Here is a 21,490-nt window from a genome sequence, read left to right as displayed (position 1 = left end):
CATCAAAATATTATATAATGATATACTTAGCCAGAATTAAATATCAAAGGTATATTCATAATGCGACAAAACTTGACGTATTATCTTTTATAAGTTTGATTTCTTATTATCTATTTTTAGTAATTGTTCAATAATATCATTTTTAAATTTGCTAAATGGTCGTTTATGATAATCTTTCTCATTTTTTTCCACGTTGAAAAGCATTCTATATTTTTCAGCTTCGGAGGGTTCATGTTTGTGGAGTATTTTCAATAAATACTTTAAATAATTTTTTGAATATTTTTTTCTCAAATCATAAAGGTCTCTAAGTTCTAATTCCGAATGAGCTTGATATATTTCTTTTGTAAGATTAAATTTTAGAGTTTTCATAGTTTTGTCTCCTTCTACATCTCTAAAGAGAACAAAAAGATTATTCGTGCTTTTCTCAAAATTGAAATCAAATTTAAATTTATGATCTGCTTCTTCAAAATATGGATGTATTAATTCATCGAGTGCTGTAGTGCTCCACCAACCTTTATCTTTATCAGAATTACCCTTCATATGATTACAAGATGAGCAAGATGGAATAAGATTAAAAAATGATAAAGCTAAAAAAGGAAACTTGTCTTTAGGAAACCAATGATCCAATTGGGCTGATGCATTTTTTGAAGTGATGTTTATGGTGTAGTTTCTATTACAGTATGAACACGTTGATCTGTTTAAATGATTCAAAAATTCTCTTCCATTATTCGTCTGAAAAAATGTTTTATATCCCGATTTTTTAAAAAGATCTTCCAGGGCAACAGTTTCTTTCTCTTCCAAAACAACAGCATCTATCTGCTGTGTTAAAATCACTAAATCTCTTGGTTCACTAAGCAATAGCTTGTCGATGATATCCACCTTTAATAAATCTTTAACTGATTCATCAAAAGAGTAATTATGATTTTTAGTTTTTAGATTTTCACATTCCGTTGTATCACAATATGTACATTTGGTCTGATCACCTTCTTTAATTCGTGACACTCCATGAATCTTTATTTTAAGCCAACATGGAACAATTTTTTTGTAAAAATCTAAGGCCTTGGAATATTCATTTATATAGAGCATACAGACTATTTGAAAACTTCATTAAACAATTCGGTCAATTTATCACTTATTAAAGGTTCGCCAATCATAACAATGATTTTAGATATTTCTTCGCTTTCATATTTGGGAAAATTTTCTAATTCTTTTTCTAATTCTTTTTTCAAATTAGCTAAACTATCGTTAGTCTCGGATGAGAAATATGATTTATCTATATCATTATTAATTTCTTTGATTTTATATTGACAATACAAAAAATTTATAATCTTGTCAATCTTATCACTAGCAAATTTCCCAACAGTATTACCGCCCAAAAAAAACTCATCTGCTAATAAATCATGAATATTTGAACCGAACGAATTAATTTTATCAGAATCGATCAACGGAATTCCTTCATTCAATCTTAAAATATTCTGAGTCGGAATGTCAGAAAGAATGAACGGTGAATGTGTAGAAAAGATGACATTAAATGAAAAATTCTTAAATTCTTCACTCTTTAAATTTTGAAGTAGATTACTTATGAAATTCTTTTGAAATTCAGGATGAAAATATAATTCTACTTCATCAAATATGATATTAATGTGATTGTACTTTTTCTTTTGACCTTTTTGTTGAACCGATTTAATATTATATAGATGGTAAGTAATATTCAACATTGAATGAATCATCTGCTGTTCACCTGAACTAAGCCTATTAAATGTATATGGTTCACCTTGTTTATACATTAATATTTCAGGTTCAAAAAATGATATTGGAATATTATATATATCATTTCCAGAAAACTTTTTTTCAATAACTATTTTATATAGATCAGGAATATTCTGACCATTTTCATCAACAACAGGTTTTACTGTTATCAAACCAAAGATATTTTTTAGAAAATAGTTTATTGCTTGTTTGTATTTGAAGGCAATATGGCTTTTATCTCTATTAAGCTGCACTATATATTGCGAAAATAGATCAACTCTATTATCATTTATTAATGTTGTTAATGTATCAAATATGAAATCAATCACATTATTAACATCAGAGTCATCATCAAATTGAGATGAAAAAAGAATTTCCTTAATCCTGCCATATACATCCTCATTCAAAATGTTTAAAACAGCATGTGTCTTGATATAGGATTTAAAAAACTCTAAGAGTTTATCTACATATTTTCCAAAGTTAATATACTGCTCATGGTTATTATGTTTTATATATTTTCTAAAATTTAATTTAAATGGACTAATATCTTTTTTAAGAATTTCTTCAGTTACTGTGGACCCAAATAAGAAATGGTATTTTTCATATTCTCCATAATTGTATGAAATTCTTTTTAACTTTTTAAAAATATACAAGAGACATAAGTAGCTAATTTTTTCTTTGAAATCATTTGACAAGTTTTTCACTAAAAAGTCCTTTTCTATATTTTCAGTTCTCAGGAACTGCTTCAGTGATTTAATTGAATGAACAGCCTTCTTATTAGCAAAAATAATATCAACTAAACTTGACAAATTATTTGATAATCCAAAATTATTAAGATTAAGGAAATTAATTATATCGTCAATAATTAATTTATCGCTTTTACCGTCATTTTCATCGTCTGCGATATATTGTAATTTTTTAATATTTAAATAGTAGTTAACTTCTTTAAGTTGAATGCCTTCGATTAAGGTATCATTTTTTATGACGAAATGATTGAGTATTAGTCTTGCTTGTGCTAAATCATATTCATTATTAACATCAACATTACCGTCAGTTCTAAACGGATTGATTACAATCGGTGACTGATATCCATCATTTTTATGAAATAATGTTTTAACCCACTTTCCTGAAACTTTACTATTTAAACTGTAAATACTATAATTAATTACTAAAGAATAAAACTTGAATAAAATTTCATCAATGTTTGTAGCTTTTAAAAACTTAGAATCAGCAGAAGCTTTAAAGACCTCAATCTTGATTGTGGATTTTAAACTTTTATGCGAAATTTTATAATAGCTATTATTATAGAAATAATAAATTTCCAAATTAATCTTATTGTAATTTACAGTTGATTCTCCAAACTTTAATATTTTATACTTTTTGCTAATATTGAATATGAATGCATATAAAAATTCTAGAATACTACTCTTTCCGCTTCCATTTTTCCCAACGATTGCTGAAACGTTTATATTTTCTTCATAAAATGAATCAGGAACTTCTTGAATGTATTTTATCTTTGTTACTTCATGAAAATCTATTTTTTTTTGACTTAAATCATTGACATTACTTTGCAGAGTTTTGTTTTGTAGATCAATTAAAGAAATTTCAGTATTATCTGTTATAATATGTTTGTAATCGTATTCATTGTAAAACCTATAAAAACAGTTTTCTTTTAAATTTTTAAGAAACGAAGAATCGCAATCTTTTAAGGGACGAATTGCTAACAATTTAAAGTTCATATGATCGTAGTGGTGATTTATTTAAGTTTTTTATCAGTCGTAGAAATTGTGCTGTATCGCTAAAGCAAATAACACTAACATTTTAACAATGTTATAAAATATTGTCCCACTTTATGTGGTAGTGAAATTTAAAATGATAGATAAGAGTACTAACATGGCACAGTTCTTTTCTATATGAGCTGATGCTTTGTTAGCTTTAGTAAAGGAGCTAATTTCGAGATAATTCATGGATGTTTCAGGCTGTTAGTTTTGGTGATGGAATATATCATATCACTATTTTTCAAATATATTAAAAATAATTGTTTCACAATTACGGGAACACATAATTATGGCGCAGACTCACTAATTACCTAAAAATACTACAGAAGATATATTGATGTGGGAAATAAAATGGAAAAATCTATTCAAAGCTTTCTTTTATGGAGAATATATTTTGACTGTATAAGCTTTTTCCTAGTTTGGGAGTTTGGTTTTAAGACACTTTGAGATTGATTCAGAAGCAGGCTAGTAGGATTCGAGAGCCTTCTTATGTATATCTTTTATGCTATACAAAACATATCAATTATCTAAAATTCGCATAACCTTTTTTCAAAAACATTTGAATGCTCTGCCGGGCAATGTTTTTGAAATGGAGTTTTTCCGATTTCAGCAAAAATGCGTTTCCGACCAAAGGAAGGAATTGCATTTTTGCTCGCAATATTTTACCAACTTTTGTCCGAAATATCCACAATATTTCGGACAAAAATCCACAACAACAAACCATTAAATCACTGGTTAATAATTTATAACGACAAAATTTTCAAAATCAACCAACAACATTTATTTCGCTGGAAAGCTTTTTCATGCGAACTACTAATACAACAATTAAAAGATTTGATCCGATTTGGATTTTGTAGGAATGAAAATCAATATAACTTTCTATTTAAAACACGCATAAAAAAAGTACAAAGTCTCCAGCCCCTGCACTTTTAAACTCAAAATTGTCAAACGTCGAGACTATTAAATTTTAAAATTTTTCCGAAACCTTTCATACATTTATCTTCTTCTTTGCATTCGGATTCTTAAACGAAAACAAAATTCTCCATGTCTCCTTATCAAAACGCATATACCCCTGATACTGCTTCCCCAACTCACTAACAAGCCCACTGATATAAGCCGCCTCTCCTGCTTTCAGTTTCTCCATCTGCCATTTCCGAAGATACTTCCCTCTGAACATCGTGGGAACTTCCCTAACCAAATCCTCTTGAGACTTTTTCCGAAAACCTTTCAGAATCCTGTCAAACAAAAACTCAACACCCTGCTTCTCAGCATTAAACTGCAACCTTGCAGAAAACAATCTCCCTTTTTTCGACAACATATTCTCAACAAACAGACTTTTCCCCTCACGAAGAATCTTCCGTTGTTCCAAGCTCAACGTCACACCACAAATCACATGCGGAATCCTTACAAAATCCATTCTTAACGAAATCAACTCATTGGTCAGCCTGTCCATACTTACCAACGACGAAACCAACTCCCCTGTAGATTCATCAACCAGCTCCACCACCCTGCCCATGTTTCCAAATTTCAAAAGGTTCACCTTGTCTTCCTTCGAAAATCGGTGACCACCAAACATCTTTTCAAAATCAGGTTTGTCCTGTACCCGATGAATACACACCAACACCTCACCCCTATTATCAAGTCTTAACTGCAAACGAGCATCAATCGTATTTATAGAATTCCCATCCCTCAAAAGTATCGGAATCAACATTGCAGTTTTATATCCTTTCAACAGAGATTCCAAAGCACCAATGCTTTCCAACTTTTTCCTATCAAGACCGATCTCAGCTAATCTCTCCCAAGGAATATCTTCAATTTGATATCGATATTCAAAATTACTGCGTAGTACGGAAGAATGGTCTTTAAAATCATTGTTACCAACAGAAGCTTCCCTGTCGGCATATTTTTTATTTCTGAAAGTTTCTACCGTTTCGATTGCAACGGCATACTTTTCCAAATCCTTTCTTTCCTCATCCGAAGAAGACTCAACATAGTTCTGCAAACTTATTGCAGTTTCTCTCGCCCCATATTCCCGCACTTTGAAAAATGAATACTCGGCAGGATTTTTCAGCTGATGATAAAAGTCCGCATAGAAATTCATAAAAGAATCTTCCGAAGATTCGACACGGATTACGGTATCCGATGTATTTCTGTCGGGGAGCACATCAATAAGATTTCCGTATTGATTGACTTCCTGCACAATTCCAACGGAATTGCTTCGGTGACGGAGTACCAATAAAGTACTCACCTCCGAAATTACTGTATTGTTGACTATTTTTTTCATAATGATTATATTTTTTTGTTTATTGTTCTACTCAATATCTTCCCTCCATAAAAACCTACTCTTTGGCTGTATCAAATCCATATGAGTCCACACCTCACTAAAAATCTCTTTGATTTGTTTCTCAGAAAGTTTGTTTAAGAGGATGGCATTTTTATAATCATCATACATCATTATTTCCCGACCTGGAAAATGACCCGTAGCTATTCTCACTGCACTTCTTCCGCTTCTGATACACAGATGCAAAGTGCTGTCGCTCCATCCCTCATGACCCAGAATCAAAGTTTCATCCATGGCGACAGCTCCCAATAAAGCTTTGTTTACGGTATCATCTTCAAAACTCAATTTTGCAAGACGGTTACAATTCTCTATTCCTTCATACTCCGCCATTTTCATGGCAAACAAAACCTGCTCAATATTCCCCTTAGGGTTCTCAATCCCAAACAGCAAAGATTCAACTGAAAATTTCACTTTGGTTTTTATATTTTTACGCATTCCTTTAATTTTTTTAGTCAGTTCCCATCTTGTAAGATTAATCACGATGAGGATACCCATACATTGGAAACTTTATGCTATTTAACTTTTGAGGATTAGAGAAAGTATTCTGAAACTTTTCCCTCTTTAACTTTTCTCTTTCTTTCAGGATTTGAATTTTATTAGTAACCGCAAAAATCACTGCAGGTTTTCCAGGAATTTCTTTCCCCTTTTCGACTCTACAAATGCGCTGCGTATTTTTGCAGCCCGGTCTTCTCGATTTGATCCCGACCAACTTTTCAGATATCGTACACTGTTGAGAAATTCCTCAGAAATCCCTAACTGAAGGCATAAAAGCATTGAACCCATTTCAGCGATTAATTCCTCAAAAGAATAACTTGCTTTATCGTCATGCCCTTTCAGATTTCTGTTGAGTCTTTTTTCGTGACCTGTCCAATGTAAAATCTCATGAAACAGCGTGCTGTAATATTTTGAAGCCGAAATAAAATATTGCTTTTTCGGAAGCATCACAAAATCAGATCCAGGAGAATAAAAAGCAATTTCATGAATAGAATAACGCAAATTTAGATTTCCATTTTTAATGATACGATAAACGAACTTTTCGCAATTTTCCATTTCTAAAAATTCCGATTTTTCGTGATCTTCAATGACCAGACTGGTTTTAATTTCTTCTAAATTTTCGATCTGTTCAGAATTAAAAACAACATAATTTCTGGCACATGGAATTTTAATAACGTTCCTTTTTTCATCATCATTCATCTTTGCCACAACTTCGGCGCCGATAATTTTTCCGCTTTCTTTATCTTTAAAAACATAGCTGAAAAACTCAATCACACAACCTTTTGAACCTTTTTTTAACCGTCCTCCTGCTTTTGCTATACTGTTGAAAGTTGCATACTTTGCCGATGAAAATTTCTTCAGGATCGTATCCAAATAAAGCGCTAAAATATTGTAGCCCTGGTAAGATTTCCCGGTAAATAAATTTGAAGGGTATACAGCGCTCAGGTCGCTGTACATTTCCCAATCTTTTGCATTGACTTTGTCAAGGTTCTCCAAAATTCTTTCAATGAATAAATCAGGTTTACCTTCCTTTTTGCCAGTTGAAACTTTTTTGTTTTCTGTAATATTTTGCATGATGTTACTTTTTAAATTAATATTAAATTGCTTTGAAATAATGTGATTTGATAGTCTTTATCATAAATGACCCTCATCGAGAAAAGAGTAATAATGCTCAGAAGTCAGAATAATGTGATCGAGTACAGAGAAATCTAAAAACTTTGCCGCTTCTTTGATTTTTTCCGTCATTTTAATGTCTTCTGTTGAAGGCTTTAGATTTCCCGAAGGATGATTATGACAAACAATAATTCCGCTGGCATTGCATAACAAAGCGCCTTGCATCACAATTCTGACATCCACTAAAGTGGAACTGATTCCGCATTCTGATATTTTTTTGATGCCTAATACTTTATTTTTCTGGTCTAGATACAATGCGTAAAAACTTTCTTTGTAGTCGGTTTGTTCCGTATCAAAATGGGCTCTGAATACTTCCGAAACATCATAGGAACTCATCACTGTTTTATCTGCGTTTCCTTTTCGTGAATAGCTTAATTTAATTTCGTTGACGATATTATAATTCATCTTTTTTGCTCCGAGTGCGGCGGAGACCTGTTTTTCCCGCACCTGCTGTTAAAAACACTGTTGATTCTGTAAATTGCAGATTGAAGGAAATTTTGATCTTTTCTATTCTTTTACTTAGGGTCATATCATTTTAAACTGATTTATACCAAAAGAATAAGGATGATCTAAATTTCAATGAACTGCATTTGCATCTTGTGAGGTTTCCGACTTTTCTATGCAGATTACCATTCAGGCAGGCACAAGGAAAACTGCAATCAATTCCTTGAAAACAATAAGAAAGCATATTGATAAAGCTTGAAATATTTTTGCGGAGGGTTTGTAATCTCCGATTACGGATACCCAAAAAGATTTTTTCCCGCAGAGACAACGGAATATATTTGCTATAGAAAATCGGATGACCTCAAAGACAACCGCTACCATTAAAATTTATCACTGCTGAGTCAGGTAAAAAAAGAATGTGTGATAAGTATCCTGAAATTTTAATATGAAAGCTCTGCGTAAATTGTATTATTAGTTGATATGAATTTTTGAGATAAACGGTGGTTTTATGAGATTTTTAAATTGATTGATTGCATCACTTTATTTTTTTTAATTAATTTCTCAAAATCTCGTATCATTAAACAAAGTTTCATAAATTTACAAGAGATGAGTTTAATGTAACAAATTATGAAAATAGGATATGCCCGGGTTTCAACCAAAGATCAAAATTTAGATTTACAAATTGAAGCCTTAGAAAAAGCAGGATGTGAAAAAATTTATCAGGAGAAAATTTCAGGTTCAACAAAAAATCGTCCCGAACTTGATAAAATGATAGACCAATTTAGAGAAGGTGATGAACTTTATGTTTGGAGATTAGACAGATTGGGAAGAAGTTTAAAACATATTATCGATATGGTCTTAAGCTTAAATGAAAAAGGAATCATTATAAAAGGTCTTGTGGATGGTGTAGATACTTCTACGATTAACGGACGACTATTTTTGAATCTCATGGCTTCATTAGCTGAATATGAAAGAGAATTAATAAGAGAAAGAACCAATGCTGGATTACAGTCTGCAAGAGCAAGAGGTAGAACTGGAGGAAGACCAAAGGGATATGCAAAAGAAACAATTTCTAAGTTAATAATTATGCGGTCTGTGTATAAAGATCCAACCAAAGCTCCAGAGGAGATTTACAAGCCACTTGGTTTGACTAGAGCAACGTTTTATCGTTATGCTAAAATTCTGGATAATCATACCAATGAAGAAATAAAGAAAATGGCAATTAAAAAATAATAAGATACGTCAATAGATTGCGTAGTAAGAATATATTTTTGAAAACTATATATTAAAATTAAATTGTAAAATGTCGATTAATTGGAACAGTATAAATGATGGGCTTCGACCTGAAGTCGAAGAACCCGTTTTACTTGCTAAAGAACCTACTGAAGATTTAATTAATAATTGTAGAGTTGGTTCATTGATAATACATGAAGATTCGGGGGAAGTAGGATGGTTTGTAGGAAATGATTGTCATGTAATTACATTATCTTCTAGAACATATTGGGCATATTTAAATGAAAAGGCACTTTTTATTCCAGATACGGACGATGAAAAGATACTTGTAAACTGTCTACAGGAGTATATGTTAAAACTTCAATATTTTGAAAAGAAATTTCAAAAACTAAGTGAGTGTATGATGATAAGTGGTAAAGGCACATATCCATTAGATTACTTTGTTGCAGGAATTTTAAATAGGAGCCTTTCTCTCATTTATGGTTTTGACACTTTACTTAAGTCTGCAAACTTTATTGGCGCACTGCATTTGGTCAGACCACATCTTGACAATTATTTAAGGCTTTCAGCTTCGTGGTTAGTAGAAAGTCCACATGATTTTGCCAAAGATGTTTGGGAAGGCGTTTCCGTCAGAAATATTAAAGATAGAGATGGAAAAAAAATGACCGATGTATATCTTAAGGAAAAGGCTGCAGCAGAATTTCCATGGGTAGAGAATGTATATAATGAGACATCGGGATTTATTCATTTCAGTAATAAACATATAATGAATGCAACAACTTTATCTTCTGAAAAAGAAAGAACACTTAGAACATTTATTGGGAAAATAGATAATAATGTCTCTTACCAATCTAAGATAGAAGCTGTGATTGGGATGATCGAGATTTCAAATTTAATATCAAGTAGAGTATACGGATGGATTGCAACAAAAAGAATAGAAGGATAGTGTATCGGTTTACAACTGTGCATGTGAAATAAAAAAAGATATCACAATTGCAGATATCTTATTGATTCAATGTGTAAATTTGGTACTATCAGAATTTAATTAGCTATATATGTCAGAAATTTATTATAAAAGAGCAGTTTGTTTTTGTGAAAAAAAAATTAAAAAACCATTTTCATGTTATTTATTTCAAATCATACCTCTAACAAATTATATTGATTCAGATATACCAACAAATCATTTCCCTTTTTTATTAGAATATAAAATTGATAAGAATAATGTTATTTATTATTCTTATGAAGATGTTTTTGAATCGTTTGGAAAGGACACAAAAGATTTTCTTTCAGAACTTTCACATGAAACAAATACAATGAATTATATACTAAAATTACTAACAGTTGTTTCTAATTTTAATTTTTTCACTTACAATGTAAATGAACATGCTTGGTTCATAAATTTAAATGCTAAAACTGAAGAAGAAATTTCGTGTAGATATGGAGCCAAGATCTATATTGATGCAAATTTAAAAGACAAAATGTTCATTGCAGATTTTACAAAGATTGATGAAGAAGAAATTGAACCTCAAAAACATTCTGAATACTATACAGCACCAGATTTGGATAACGAAAAAAATAATGAGTTAACATTTTCTGAATTCACTAAAAAATTTTTCGAATATATCCCGGAGTTAGATGAGCTTCAAAAAAAATACTTTGATTCTGCTCTCACTTTAATTAATAATGGGAGTAGAATTAGAAAAACCATGAAAAGTCTTTCATTTCTAGCATTCATTTCAAGTATTGAAGCTATGACAACACTTGAGGGTAAAATTAATAAAGTAACAATTGATTTTGAATGTAATTCTTGTCAAACAATAAAGACTTCAACGTATAGTTGTAAAAAATGTGGTAGACCAATATGGGGAATCAGCCAACAAATTAAATTGTACTTGGAGAAGTATTTGTCTAGTGCTGAAAAATTCAAAACTATCATAAATAAATTATATAGTAGGAGATCACAAATTGCACACGCTGGAGGATTATTTACAAGTGATGAGTTTTTTGATTGGGATAATCCAGAAACACGTGAACAACATAACCTTGAATTAATTGCTGCAATGCAATATAGCAAAATGAGCCTAGTTAATTACGTTTTGAGTAATATAAATGAAAAACGAACATCTTCAGATAGGAAATAAATTTTTGTTTTTTTACGATAAAAAAATTAAAGCAAGTTGAATCAAAATTTCAGAGAACAATGTGGACTTTGATAAAATAGTTTTTATAACAACCGTATATTATTTATTAGATTATAGCTATGAATTCAATAATTTAGATCTCAAAAAACGATGCAATACTTGAAGCACATATTGCGAAACATAATTCAAAATAAACTATGATAGATAAAACTATAACCCGAATTCTTAAAGTTGGAAAATTTGAACACATTCATTCATTGTACGAAGAAGGTCTTGTTTATTGTAATCCAATAGAATTTTTTAAGATATGTGAGAAAGAAGATGCTCGATTTGATAAATCTGAAGCAGCAACAAATATTACGCAAGTTTCTCAAATTATTTTGCAAGGAAATAATGGTGAAGAATTTACATTTTCTAAAGAGCCAAAAGAAGGAGAAATAAAATTAAATTCGGCTTTTAAATATGATCATATACATGATTTCAATGGAAACTTGTTTTGTTGTACTGCAGTTCATCCAGATACAAAAGACTTTATTGAATTTGATGCAAGATTTGCTGACTTTGGAGATACAATTCTTTTAATTGAAAAACCAATGAGGTTCGTTATTGCTTTGCAAGATTGTCTAAAGAGCTTGAATCTACGTTTTAAAATGGATCTAGTAAAATATTATGATAAAAAAAGTCATGATGGGATACTTGACTTTTTTTCAAAACCTAATGAGTATTCATTTCAAAATGAATTAAGATTATTTATTGAAAATGATCAACATGAACCTATAACTTTAAAACTTCCTCCATTAAAGGAGTATAGTTCACTTTTCAAATTAGAAGATATTTTGTCATTAAATAAAAAATAATAATCTCACAAAACGAAAGATGGAAGACAAAACAAACTACTTTACTAGAACTTTAATATGTATATTTTCAATTTGTTTGGCTTTAATGGTTGCATATAATTATTTATATGTTGAGCCAATTGGAGCTATAAAAGATGGAAATCTTATTATTATTTTTTTAATTTTAATATTAATATTAAGTGAATCTTTTGATAGCTTTTCAATTGGTAAAATTATTTCTATCAGTAGGAAATTAAAAGAGAAAAATGATGAAGTTGAAAAACTTGAAAGTAAAAATAGTCAACTATTATCTCAAGTAATTTCTTTAACAACTAATCAAAATCAAGTTCAATCAAGCAAGCAAATTTTTGGAGACTATTATGAAAGACCTAAAAAACAAAAAAAAATTGATAATGAAAAAGTTGTAAGAGAACTATTAGATAGAATTGGAACGTCAATAGTTATATCAGACTTAGAAAGCTCTATTAAAAAAGAAATTATACAACAAGGACTTGAAATATCAACAGAAACCGAAACAGTTTTAATAAGACATCTTGCAGGAACACAATTATTAATGGAATTTTTGAGAATTGACAAATATATATTTGGAAGCCAATTAAACCTATTAAAGGAATTAGCCGAAATCAAACCTGAAGGATATACCAAAAATGAAATTGAGGAATATTTTGAAAGTGTTAAACAAAGTTTTCCAAATTCATTTAATAATTGGGATGTGAAAAAATATCTGGGTTTCTTATTTAGTAGCATTTTAATTACAAAAAATGATGAAAAAATTCATCTAACAAATTTTGGACAAGAATATATTGATTGGGTAGCAGAAAACAGAGCTAATGATTATCGAAGCTTATAATAGCCATTATGCATAGAGATGCTTATAAAGATTTAATTAATAAAATAATCCCACAAACCTCAAAACAAGATTACTTAATTAGAATATCACATTTTAAAAATTTATAAAAATGTCTCAAGAACAAATAAAAAGCATTATTCCAGTTGATAAAATTTATGACGATGCTTTAAGTCCTGCTATGAAGCAAATTGGAAAAGCTTTAGAAAACATAGCTAAATCATCAAGGTTTTTACTAGCACCAATCGATTATATAGCATATCAACATGATAGATGGGAAAGATATTTGCAAAAAGTTACTGATAAAGTAAAAAATGAAGATTTAATTGAAGGACATCCACAAATTGTTATTCCAACACTCGAAGGGCTGAGCCTAAACTATGAAAACACTTTGTTAGCAGAATTATTCATAAACCTTTTAGCAAACTCTATTGATAGAACAAAACAAGATTTAGCTCATCCTGCATTTCCAAATATCATAAAACAATTATCACATGATGAAGCAGTTATATTATTTCTTCTTAAAAAGAGATCCTACAAATTTAACCTAAGATCCGATTTAAATGTTGAGGGAACAATGATTGTAAATGAAGTGACAACTCTTGAAGAATTCCCATTAGACACACTTCAATTTCCGCAACATTTGCCAATATACATGAACCATTTGAATAGTTTAAATATTGCTGGGGCTTTCGTAAATAATCAAGAACCTATATTTGATAATAATAAACAGACTGGAATTAATAGTTACAATGAAAGAAGAATTATTGATTTTGGAGAATTATTTGTGGCATCATGTGTTCCGGATAATTTTGAAAATTTATAACATAATCTCAAAAAAACGATTACTTACAGCCCAAATTTTATATAAAATGAAAATATTAGCTATGAAACAAGTACATTTAACGGAGTAATCACTTTAATTACAGGAGAAAAAATTGAAAGTGAATTTTTTCATAGACTTTCAGATGATGTGTTTATTGACCGAAAAAATAAAACTGAATTTCTTCGAGATAAAATTGTGAGTGTAAAATATATTGAAGATAGAAGAGAATAATCTCAAAAAATGATTGATTTTCTCTTAATTTACAAACAAAAACTCATATCAGTGGATAAATAAGAAACGGCGGAGATGCTAATTCTCCGCCGTCAATAATTTATTATATAATAATCTGTGCGATTATTTATTGAAGTAATTCACCCATCCCGAATAAGGCTAAACCTTTACCATATTGTTCTTCAACGGCTTTATTCGCAGCATTAATATATTCTCCCGTGATAGGATCAACAACCGTTCTCAGAGGTCTTTTGCCCTTTTCAGTACCAATAAGCTTTACGATGGCATCTGCAACATCCTGTGGATTGGTTTGATGAGCTTGAATAAGCCCGCCAAGAGCTGTCATCATCTTCTCGGGAATTTCTGCAATAGCACCATACCCTTCAAATACGGATTGATCTGAAAATAGCCTGTCTTTAGCGACATTTCAGTTGGAAAAGCGCCAGGTTCTACAATTGCAACATCTATTCCGAGGCGCTTAACTTCGTAGTGGAGTCCTTCGCTCAGTCCTTCCAATCCAAACTTCGAAGCGGCATAAACCGTTGCAAAAGGAAACGAAACCCTTCCAAATCCGCTGGTCACATTAATGATCAGCCCGTCTTCCTGTTTACGCATTACCGGTAAAACCTGTTTAATAAATCTCCATGGTGCAAATACATTCACATCAAACATGGCTTGTACGTCGGCAGTTGTAAAGCTTTCGGCTACACCATTCATTGAAAACCCTGCGTTATTGACCAATATATCAATAGCACCTTCTTTTGTGATAATAGTTTGTATGGCTTGATTCACGCTATCATCGTCCGTAATTGTAACATCCAGAACAGTTACATTTTCAACTGCTGAGAGCGCTTGTGCTTTTTCTGCATTTTTACCAACGGTATCTCTCATTGTTGCATAAACTTGATGTCCTAATGCTGCAACACTGTGTGCAGTAAGCCAACCAAAACCACTATTTGTACCTGTAATCAATACTACTTTTTTGCTCATCTTTTTATTTTTTAAATGACTGATGCAAAGGTTGGTGAACTGAGTCGGAAAACATTTACCATTTGGTAAAAAGCATCATTTAACAATATTTTTCCTAATTCTGCTAAGAGATTGCTGGGTAATCCCCAAATAAGAAGCCACCTGTGAAAGAGGAACACGATTCACAAGTCCCGGAAATTGACTGATGAACGACAAATAACGGGTTGTTGCATCCTCAGATACCAAAGGACTTCTGCGTTCGAGAGCTTTCATCAGACAGTTTTTGACAATAAGATTCTCCATATCTTTCCAGCCGACAATAGTATTTCCAATTTCGTCCCAGTTCTTTTTCGAAAAAACAAGCAATTCACAATCTGTTATAGCTTGGATATACTCCGAAGCGACCATTTGTGCCTCAAATCTTTGTTGATCAGAAACAAAATTATTCTCTTCAACAAAAGAGTGTGTAATCTCTTCGCTCTTATTATTATAATAACAGAATCGGGTAACTCCTTTAAGAAGAAATCCAACGTACCGCGGAATTTTACCTGCTTCTGAAAAATATTCATCTTTGCGAAGTTCCATTGTTTCCGCCTTGCTTAATATCAATTCAATCTGCTGACTATTTAAATTACCGAACTGTAATATATAATTCACAAATTCTTCCATTTTACAAATTTCAGCTTTATCATTGAAAACCAATTTACCATATGTTAAAAAAAAATATCGCAGAACAAAAAACAATTTTTAAAATATCAATTATCAACTAATCAATCGCCCATAGTAGTGAGATACTGCTTGGTTAAGCGTATGATTTACGAGTAATCTCGGGTAAAAATCTAAATGCGATAAATAATCCCTGATCAATTTTTTCTTAAATAAATCAACCATCTGTAAAATAATTTTATCCTCAATTGGGATACAAACAGTCTGAATATGGATACAACTATAGATTCTTAAATAGTCATCTTTGCTGCATCAATTTTAAAACAATTAACATTATGCAGACAAATGAAAACAAGGTAGCTCTGATATCAGGGGCAAATACAGGTGTAGGATTTCAGATTGCTAAAGCACTCATTGAGAATGGATATATTGTGTATGTAGGCTCCCGTGACAAAAAAAAGGGCGAAGCTGCAACTGTTCAACTTGGGGAATATGCACGCGCAATCCAGCTTGATATTACCGACCCTGAATCAATTAAAGCAGCAGTAGAAACAGTTAAGCGTGAATATGGATATTTGACACTGCTCGTAAATAATGCTGCGGTTTCTCACGCCGGTGAACAAGGTCGTACCATGGAAGAGATTCTGGACTCTCAACGCGCTTCAATTGTACCTATTACTGAATTGAAAACAGTCTGGGAGACGAATGTGTTTGGAACGCTTGCTTTAACTCAGGCTTTTATTCCATTATTGCATAGAGCAAAAAAAGCCCGGATTGTGACCATCTCAAGTGCTTTAGGGTCATTGACAATTAATTCAAATCCGGAAAACCCATATCGTTCCAGTTTTGACGCAGTCTACGGTGCTTCAAAAACTGCACTTAACGGTATTTTTCTTTCATTGGCAATCGATCTGGAAAAAACCGATATCAAGGTTCACTTGGTAAGTCCAGGATTTACCGCGACGGCACTCAATAACTTTCAGGGAACAGACTCCGTTGAGGTAGGCTCCATAGAGCCAATCAGGGTGGCTTTAGCTGAAGATCTTCCGACAGGTAGTTTTACAGGCCCTGAAAATTTCAGCGGAAATGATAATAATCTTGCGTGGTAATTTTTAAAACAAAAACCTATGATCAAATATCGTAGGTTTTTTTTACATTTATTATTATGAAAAGCAAAGAAGATAAATTGATACGCTTCATATCAATATCGGAAAGTCATCAAGCCTTTGGATTGCCTACCCCGCAACATCCAATGATAAGTCTTGTTCATTTCAATCAAGACAATCCTTTCAATATGGCAATGGCGCCTATCTATGATGTTCTGAGTTTCTATAAAATCACCTTCATTACCAGGAATAGAGGAAGGCTGAAATATGGCCGTGATTACTACGATTACGATGAAGGTAGTATGCTGTTTTTGGCACCCAACCAATTGGTCGGAAGCACTGATTACAACAGTGAAACTCACTGTTATATTTTGCTTATTCACCCGGATTTTCTGCTTGGTCATCCCATAGCAAGGAAAATAAAAGATTATAGCTACTTTTTATACTCATCCAACGAAGCATTGCATCTTTCGGACTCTGAAAAAGAGATTATACTATCCATTTACAAAATCATGGAACAGGAACTCAGCCAACGTATTGATGAATTTAGCGAAGAGGTGGTAATTGCTCAAATTGAATTGTTGCTGAGCTATGTTAATAGATTTTACAAACGTCAGTTTATTACCAGAAAAATACCCAACAATGACATTCTTCAGAAGACCGAGACAATTCTTGATGATTACTTGAACAGTCAGGAAACTTTAAATCAAGGACTACCAACTGTCCAATATATTTCGGATAGGCTGAATATTTCACCCGGATACCTCAGCGACGTCTTACGTTCACTCATAGGAAAAAACACACAGCAGTACATACGGGAGAAACTTACTGAAAAAGGAAAAGAGAGACTTACCAATACCAATTTTACTGTATCCCAAATAGCGTATGAATTGGGTTTTGAACATCCACAGTCTTTCAGCAAAATGTTCAAAACAGCAACCGGTCTTACTCCTTTGGAATTTCGCACTTCATTTAATTAGTCTACGACAAATTATATTTGGCAGGAGAAAATAATTGATTTGCAAGGTTTTCAAAAATTATGCACTTCAGGGTACATAGAGCTGAGTCACTATCAATTCAAAATACGATCATTAAAATTAAAAAAACTCCTAAAAAAAGTAATTTTAGGAGTTCTTTAATGTATCAATAAAGTAAATTATTCCGTAATTCTTTCCAGAGTTTCGAATTTACCGTAAGAAGCTCTTAATTTAACCAATTGATCTGCTACAACTACTGTACTTTGCGGACATAAATCTCCACTTTGCAAAGCTTCCTGATAAGCATCAATTGCAGCTTTTTCACCAAAAACAACATTCTCTAAAGTAGATTCTGCATGATCACCTCCAAAAGAATTTTTGATATCGATCCATGTTCTGTGCAATGCTCCTGCAGTTGTTGAGCTGTCATCCGGATTACCTCCTCTTTCGGTAATTAATCCCATCAGATCCGATTTCATCGTTTGAGATTCACGTACCATCTGGTCATAATCATTTTTTAGTCCGCTGTATGAGTCCCATACTTTTTCTTCTACCTTAGCAAATCCTTGGATTCTGTCATTTGTAATGTTTAATAAATCATTCAGTGTCGATACTGTTTTACTGTTGTCCATAATAATATTTTTTGATTAGTGTACTGATGTATTTACAATGACCGTACCATGTGGTACCAGCTCAAATGCTAAAGTTTTCTTAAATAAAGAAATCGCACAATCTTTTTTACATAGTAAATATGAGTTGAAGCAGTGTATAAAAAAATATTTATTCTTCAATTAAAATCTCCATCCGGTTAATTAATGAGCGTTCGTTACTTTCTCCTCAAAGTTATTACCAATTAGAATTCAGACGGCAAGCTCAAGGTAGATATCAATTTCAATCCAGATACTGAATGCTAATGCAAACAATAAAGTGTACCATAGCAAATCAATCTGTTTCCTCAGCTGTATTCCAAAAACGGCAACAAAGAAAAGAGGGCAGGTTATGAGATAAGTTAGAATAGCTGTACCAAAGACAACAAAAATATCATAGTAATAATCGCCCAACAATAGTGTAATTGCAAAGTGTATACACCAAACAACCAACGGCAGTACGATGCATAAAATCCACTTCCAAAGTTTTTTCATATGCAGTTTTTCTGCTACCTGACGATAATTTTTGATAAGCAGAAATGCAATCACAATAAATAACAGAATAAGTATTGCAATCTGGATCAATTTGTATTGAACAACATCTTCTCTCGTATTAACATAATCCGTTTTTATAACGATTTCATTTTCAAACAGCTGTTTTTTTGTACGCTCACCGTTAACAAACGTTACTTTACTTGAAAACTTACCATTGTTATTTTGAAAAGTCCAGACAGAATCTTCAATACCCTTTTTATATAATCCTGTACTAACTACTCTCCCATCCTTTTTCCTAATAAATTTTCCATCCAAACGCCCACCATTGAATTGTACAGAATCCACTCCTTCAGGTGTTCTTATGTTTAAATAAGTGATTGTTCCAGGCTTAACTAATTGTACTCCATTGCCAAGCATCAGCGAGACGGAATAATCCAAATTTTTAATGGCATCGTTCTTATTGTAGTCATCATATTTTATTGGCTGTTTTGACAAATCAAGCTCTTCGATTTTGACGACCAGTAATGAATCAAATCTGTAGTACTGCAAATGCTCGTAATCAATGATGTCAATAAGTTTGTTAGACTTCAAAAGTACATATTGCGGCTGATCAAATCTTTGTGTATATCTAGGTTTGCTTGTAGAATAAAATGAGAAAATCGCAATTGCTCCGATGATGTAAGGATTAGTTCTCTTCTGCCATAATGAAAGTTCAGATCTCTGCTGATTTTTGTTCAGACTAATCCATGCTGCAAATAAAACGGGTAGAACAAAAAGATCCGTCAGATCAACCGTTCTTTCAATAACAAAAAATGTTTCACTAAAAAAATCGATAAACGGCTGGGAATAAGCACTTTTCCAATAAACAAAAAATAATGCTGTTGCAATGAAAATTGCAGATCTGTATCTCGGAAGCAAAACAGACCAAAAAATAGGAAATATAAAAAGCCCGCACAAATCTGACAGTTTTCCGGTAACGTGATTATGATAAGTTGTTTTAAGATAAAAATCATTCAGAATCAATAATCCTAAACACAAAATAAATGGGAAAGAAACTATTGGATTCAGACGTTGTTGCATAGTATTGAATTGGTATCGATCTTAAAACTAAATATTATTTCCTAACTTCTTTAAAATTAGATAAAAAACAATAGGCAATAATAAAAAGGTACAATTATTTTTAAGGATAAATCTTAAGACTATTCTTTCGTCAGTTCCACTCACCATCTGATAAGATCACAGTAAGATATTTCCTAACCAGAATTATATAATGAATTATTTGGCTGATGGAATGATAATATTTTTCCCGGATTGTACAAAGTGACTGTTTCCTCGGTAGTGGATTGTTTTAGGATATTTTGGAACTTTTGCCACATGAGCTTTTACAATCTCAAAAATAAAAAAATTATAATCATTGACCAGCTTACAGTCATATAAACGACATTCGAAATTGGCATAACAGTTAACCAACAATGGTGCATTTACCATTTCTCCTTCGGCTGTATTCAAGTTAAACTCTTCAAATTTATCGATTTCCGTACCACTGCAATTTCCTATTGAAACCACTGTCTTGGACAACTCCAATGTTGGTAGGTTGATTACACATTCATTACTTTTTCTTATTAATTCGAAACTATGATTTCCACCAGAAATCATGCATCCAATTAATGAGGGAACAAATTCCATAATAGTGTACCATCCTAAAGTCATTACATTTCTTTCCTCTTTGAATGCAGATGTTAAAAGAACCGTAGGACTTGGTTCCAGATAATGACGAACATCCTCGATAGGATAATTTACTTTTTTATATTTTTTCATGATATAGTTTGCTCCATTACGGTCATTTCAAACAAGTCAATTTAATCTTTATTAATTCTTGCAATCCATTGAGTGAAAGCTTCAACGGCTGATTGTAAAAACTTTCTGTTTTCTTCTTTTTTGATTTTACCTTCATCGTCAAACCATTCAGATATATTTGCAATATAAACTTCAGGTTGCTGCATCACTAATAAATTTAGAAAAACAAAACACTGGCGGAGATGATGATTAGCTCCAAATGCAGCAATATTTCCGGGTGAACTGCTGAATACTGCAGCCGGCTTATTATCCCATACATTTTGATCAGATGGTCTTGAGCCAATATCTACTGCATTTTTTAAACATCCCGGTATCGATCGGTTATATTCCGGGGTAATAAAAATAAATGCGTTTAATCCTTTAATTTTATTTCTGAAAACAGTGTATTCTTCAGGAACATTGTTAAAGTCGTCAAAATCCTGATTATAAACAGGAAGGTTATCGATGGACACGATTTCAAATTCAAATCCTCCGAGCTGGATATCTGCCACAGCATTCGCAATTTTTTTAGAAAAAGATTCTTTACGAAGACTGCCTACTATAATACCAATTTTATTTTCCATTGATCAATGATTTATGTCGTTGGTTCAATAACTACGCCATTCGAAATATATTTATTTCCAATCTACTTTTACATTGATTAAATTAATATATGATG

The 21,490-nt window shown here is 31.9% G+C and carries 21 protein-coding genes; 8 read left to right on the top strand and 13 right to left on the bottom strand.

Annotated features, from left to right (window positions below):
- Nucleotides 1-87: 87 nt before the first annotated feature.
- From EG358_RS08335 to EG358_RS08310, 6 genes are all read right to left on the bottom strand, one after another.
- On the bottom strand, nucleotides 88-1,002 hold the full coding sequence (locus tag EG358_RS08335; protein WP_159436385.1) for an HNH endonuclease: 915 nt from the start codon (nucleotides 1,000-1,002) through the stop codon (nucleotides 88-90).
- A gap of 89 nt (nucleotides 1,003-1,091) precedes the next feature.
- Nucleotides 1,092-3,488, bottom strand: a complete 2,397-nt coding sequence (locus EG358_RS08330) for an ATP-binding protein (RefSeq protein WP_115596415.1) — start codon at nucleotides 3,486-3,488, stop codon at nucleotides 1,092-1,094.
- 1,027 nt (nucleotides 3,489-4,515) lie between these two features.
- On the bottom strand, nucleotides 4,516-5,811 hold the full coding sequence (locus tag EG358_RS08325; RefSeq protein ID WP_076561623.1) for a DUF3945 domain-containing protein: 1,296 nt from the start codon (nucleotides 5,809-5,811) through the stop codon (nucleotides 4,516-4,518).
- A 27-nt stretch (nucleotides 5,812-5,838) separates the two neighbouring features.
- Nucleotides 5,839-6,363: a hypothetical protein gene (locus EG358_RS08320; protein ID WP_076561622.1), complete on the bottom strand. Its 525-nt coding sequence runs from the start codon at nucleotides 6,361-6,363 to the stop codon at nucleotides 5,839-5,841.
- A gap of 117 nt (nucleotides 6,364-6,480) precedes the next feature.
- The gene (locus tag EG358_RS08315; RefSeq protein ID WP_076561621.1) at nucleotides 6,481-7,437 is read right to left on the bottom strand and encodes a zincin-like metallopeptidase domain-containing protein; all 957 of its coding nucleotides are present in this window, start codon (nucleotides 7,435-7,437) and stop codon (nucleotides 6,481-6,483) included.
- 60 nt (nucleotides 7,438-7,497) lie between these two features.
- Nucleotides 7,498-7,941, bottom strand: coding sequence for a JAB domain-containing protein (locus tag EG358_RS08310; protein WP_076561706.1), 444 nt, complete (start codon nucleotides 7,939-7,941; stop codon nucleotides 7,498-7,500).
- A 666-nt stretch (nucleotides 7,942-8,607) separates the two neighbouring features.
- Here EG358_RS08310 and EG358_RS08305 point away from each other — a divergent pair.
- The 6 genes from EG358_RS08305 (at nucleotide 8,608) to EG358_RS08280 (ending at nucleotide 13,884) form a co-directional block, all read left to right on the top strand.
- Complete coding sequence (locus EG358_RS08305) at nucleotides 8,608-9,213, top strand: recombinase family protein (RefSeq protein WP_076561620.1); 606 nt, start codon at nucleotides 8,608-8,610, stop codon at nucleotides 9,211-9,213.
- A 70-nt stretch (nucleotides 9,214-9,283) separates the two neighbouring features.
- Nucleotides 9,284-10,159, top strand: coding sequence for a hypothetical protein (locus tag EG358_RS08300; protein WP_076561619.1), 876 nt, complete (start codon nucleotides 9,284-9,286; stop codon nucleotides 10,157-10,159).
- A 109-nt stretch (nucleotides 10,160-10,268) separates the two neighbouring features.
- A complete protein-coding gene (locus EG358_RS08295) occupies nucleotides 10,269-11,354 on the top strand; it encodes a HEPN domain-containing protein (protein WP_076561618.1) in 1,086 nt (361 codons plus the stop codon).
- 197 nt (nucleotides 11,355-11,551) lie between these two features.
- Entirely contained in the window at nucleotides 11,552-12,211 is a 660-nt protein-coding gene (locus EG358_RS08290; protein ID WP_076561617.1) for a hypothetical protein, read from the top strand.
- Nucleotides 12,212-12,230: 19 nt separating this feature from the next.
- On the top strand, nucleotides 12,231-13,061 hold the full coding sequence (locus EG358_RS08285) for a hypothetical protein (RefSeq protein WP_123890059.1): 831 nt from the start codon (nucleotides 12,231-12,233) through the stop codon (nucleotides 13,059-13,061).
- A gap of 109 nt (nucleotides 13,062-13,170) precedes the next feature.
- A complete protein-coding gene (locus tag EG358_RS08280; RefSeq protein WP_076561615.1) occupies nucleotides 13,171-13,884 on the top strand; it encodes an Abi-alpha family protein in 714 nt (237 codons plus the stop codon).
- A gap of 358 nt (nucleotides 13,885-14,242) precedes the next feature.
- Here EG358_RS08280 and EG358_RS19815 read toward each other — a convergent pair whose 3' ends face one another.
- The 3 genes from EG358_RS19815 to EG358_RS08270 form a co-directional block, all read right to left on the bottom strand.
- A complete protein-coding gene (locus tag EG358_RS19815; protein WP_228421414.1) occupies nucleotides 14,243-14,464 on the bottom strand; it encodes a hypothetical protein in 222 nt (73 codons plus the stop codon).
- The gene (locus EG358_RS08275; protein ID WP_228421412.1) at nucleotides 14,461-15,105 is read right to left on the bottom strand and encodes an SDR family NAD(P)-dependent oxidoreductase; all 645 of its coding nucleotides are present in this window, start codon (nucleotides 15,103-15,105) and stop codon (nucleotides 14,461-14,463) included. Before EG358_RS08275 ends, EG358_RS19815 begins: the two co-directional genes overlap by 4 nt.
- A gap of 75 nt (nucleotides 15,106-15,180) precedes the next feature.
- Complete coding sequence (locus EG358_RS08270; RefSeq protein ID WP_076561705.1) at nucleotides 15,181-15,753, bottom strand: Crp/Fnr family transcriptional regulator; 573 nt, start codon at nucleotides 15,751-15,753, stop codon at nucleotides 15,181-15,183.
- 332 nt (nucleotides 15,754-16,085) lie between these two features.
- Here EG358_RS08270 and EG358_RS08265 point away from each other — a divergent pair, with 332 nt between their 5' ends.
- Nucleotides 16,086-16,859 (top strand): SDR family NAD(P)-dependent oxidoreductase, encoded by a 774-nt coding sequence (locus tag EG358_RS08265; RefSeq protein ID WP_076561614.1) that lies wholly within the window; start codon nucleotides 16,086-16,088, stop codon nucleotides 16,857-16,859.
- A 56-nt stretch (nucleotides 16,860-16,915) separates the two neighbouring features.
- Complete coding sequence (locus EG358_RS08260) at nucleotides 16,916-17,836, top strand: helix-turn-helix domain-containing protein (RefSeq protein ID WP_076561613.1); 921 nt, start codon at nucleotides 16,916-16,918, stop codon at nucleotides 17,834-17,836.
- 176 nt (nucleotides 17,837-18,012) lie between these two features.
- Here the strand turns inward: EG358_RS08260 and EG358_RS08255 are convergent, their stop codons facing one another.
- The 4 genes from EG358_RS08255 to EG358_RS08240 form a co-directional block, all read right to left on the bottom strand.
- Nucleotides 18,013-18,465, bottom strand: coding sequence for a PA2169 family four-helix-bundle protein (locus EG358_RS08255; RefSeq protein WP_076561612.1), 453 nt, complete (start codon nucleotides 18,463-18,465; stop codon nucleotides 18,013-18,015).
- A 228-nt stretch (nucleotides 18,466-18,693) separates the two neighbouring features.
- Nucleotides 18,694-20,055, bottom strand: coding sequence for a toxin-antitoxin system YwqK family antitoxin (locus tag EG358_RS08250; protein WP_076561611.1), 1,362 nt, complete (start codon nucleotides 20,053-20,055; stop codon nucleotides 18,694-18,696).
- Nucleotides 20,056-20,250: 195 nt separating this feature from the next.
- A complete protein-coding gene (locus EG358_RS08245) occupies nucleotides 20,251-20,793 on the bottom strand; it encodes a flavin reductase family protein (protein WP_076561610.1) in 543 nt (180 codons plus the stop codon).
- Nucleotides 20,794-20,834: 41 nt separating this feature from the next.
- Complete coding sequence (locus tag EG358_RS08240; RefSeq protein WP_076561609.1) at nucleotides 20,835-21,395, bottom strand: NADPH-dependent FMN reductase; 561 nt, start codon at nucleotides 21,393-21,395, stop codon at nucleotides 20,835-20,837.
- Between the last annotated feature and the right edge of the window lie 95 nt (nucleotides 21,396-21,490).

This window comes from Chryseobacterium indoltheticum (genome assembly GCF_003815915.1).
GTDB lineage: Bacteria > Bacteroidota > Bacteroidia > Flavobacteriales > Weeksellaceae > Chryseobacterium > Chryseobacterium indoltheticum.
Note: the sequence above shows the minus strand (reverse complement) of the source record. Positions and strands in the feature narration are given on the sequence as shown.